Below are 1,564 nucleotides of genomic sequence, written 5' to 3' on the forward strand. Positions count from 1 at the left end.
TGCGAGGCGTGCGCGCGCCGGCGCGCGCCGCCGGCGTCGCGGCGATCGCGCCCGGGACGTACCTGCAGCGCTGAGCCGCGCCTAGGCCGACGGCCACACCCGCAGGGCGGTACGCAGCACCGCGCGCAACTGCTCCGCGCTGGCGCCGTCGCGGGCCTGGATCGACAGCCCCTGCACCACGGTCGACAGGAACTTGGCCAGCGCCGCCGCATCCGCGTCGGCGGCTACGTCGCCTTCGCGCTGGCCGCGCTCGATCCGCGCGCGAAAGCCGGCCTCGATGCCGGCGCGGTGCGCGCCCAGCGCCTCGCGCAACTGCGCGGCGGCGGCGCCGAGGCCGCCGGTCTCGGCCGCCACCAGCATGCAGCCCGAGCGCTCCGGGCAGGCGGCGAAATCCTCGGCGAGCGCATCGAACAGTCGCGCGAACGCCTCGCGCGCGCTCAGCCCGGGCGCGGCCAGCGCGGCGCCGCGCTCGCTGCGGAACCGCTGCAGATAGCGCTGCAACGCGGCGCGGAACAAATCTTCCTTGCTGCCGAACGCGGCGTACAGGCTGGGCGCGGCGACGCCGATGGCGGCGGTCAGCTCGCTGATCGAGGTGGCTTCGAAACCGCGATGCCAGAACATCCGCATCGCCGTTTCCAGCGCCTGCTCGCGGTCGAAGCCGCGCGGCCGGCCGCGCGGACGGCGGGTTGCGGGCGCGGCGCTCGTGGGCGCTGCGCAAGCCGCGTCGTCGCCGCCGGCAGTGGGCGCAGGCGCGTCGCCGGAGCGCTCCGAATTCGCAACAGCTAATTTCATAGCGATCGATAGTAAATTCGTTGACCCGCGCCGGGCAAGCGCTCAGACTCAGCCGGCCGCGCAGATCGCGCGGGTATTCCAGCGCCCGGCCCGCGCCCGGCGCGGGCGTTGCCGACGCGTGGCCCGTTCGCCGCGTGGACGCTGCCAACGCCTGGCCTGCGCGCCGCGCGGGCGCTTTCACCGCCGTTCCCCGCCACGCTTCACGCCAGAAAAACCAGGACACCCCATGAGCCTTTCGCTCTACGACATCTCCGTGCCCGCGTTCCAGCGCGGCCTCGACGTGCTCTCGCACCTGCTCGAGCAGGGCGTCGCCCACGCGCGCGCACAGGGCCAGGACCCCGCGCAGTTGCTGACCGGCCGGCTGGCGCCGGACATGTACACCCTGATCGGCCAGGTCCAGTCGGCCAGCGACGCGGCCAAGTTCGGCGCCGCGCGCCTGGCCGGGATCGCGCCGCCGAGTTTCGCCGACACCGAGACCACGCTGGAGGAGCTGCGCGAGCGCATCGCCAAGACCCAGGCGTTCCTGAGCACGGTGACCCCGCAGAGCATGGACGGCCAGGAAGAGCGCGAGATCGTGATCCGCCCCGGCGGCCGCGAACTCAGCTTCGTCGCCCGCGATTACATCCGCGGCTTCGTGCTGCCGAACTTCTATTTCCATCTCACCACCGCGTACGGGATCCTGCGCCACCTGGGCGTGCCGCTGGGCAAGATGGACTACCTGCGCGGCGCGGCCTGAGCCCGCGCGCGGCGCGCGGCCGGCGCACTGCCCGCG

Annotated in this window: 2 protein-coding genes; one reads left to right on the forward strand and one right to left on the reverse strand. The window is 73.8% G+C overall.

The features are described 5' to 3' along the window. Positions 1-81 precede the first annotated feature (81 nt). A complete protein-coding gene (locus A7A76_RS20485) occupies positions 82-792 on the reverse strand; it encodes a TetR/AcrR family transcriptional regulator (RefSeq protein WP_343225379.1) in 711 nt (236 codons plus the stop codon). A gap of 226 nt (positions 793-1,018) precedes the next feature. Between A7A76_RS20485 and A7A76_RS20490 the strand changes: the two genes are divergently transcribed. Next, positions 1,019-1,528, forward strand: coding sequence for a DUF1993 domain-containing protein (locus A7A76_RS20490; RefSeq protein ID WP_206413047.1), 510 nt, complete (start codon positions 1,019-1,021; stop codon positions 1,526-1,528). The last annotated feature ends 36 nt before the right edge of the window (positions 1,529-1,564 follow it).

Origin of the sequence: Lysobacter enzymogenes, from assembly GCF_017168095.1 — a bacterium.
In the GTDB taxonomy this organism is placed as follows: Bacteria; Pseudomonadota; Gammaproteobacteria; order Xanthomonadales; family Xanthomonadaceae; genus Lysobacter; species Lysobacter enzymogenes_D.

Excerpts from the sequence above, each read along its gene's own strand:
- A7A76_RS20485 (WP_343225379.1), bottom strand. The coding sequence starts at position 792 with ATGAAATTAGCTGTTGCGAATTCGGAGCGCTCCGGCGACGCGCCTGCG.
- A7A76_RS20490 (WP_206413047.1), top strand. The coding sequence starts at position 1,019 with ATGAGCCTTTCGCTCTACGACATCTCCGTGCCCGCGTTCCAGCGCGGC.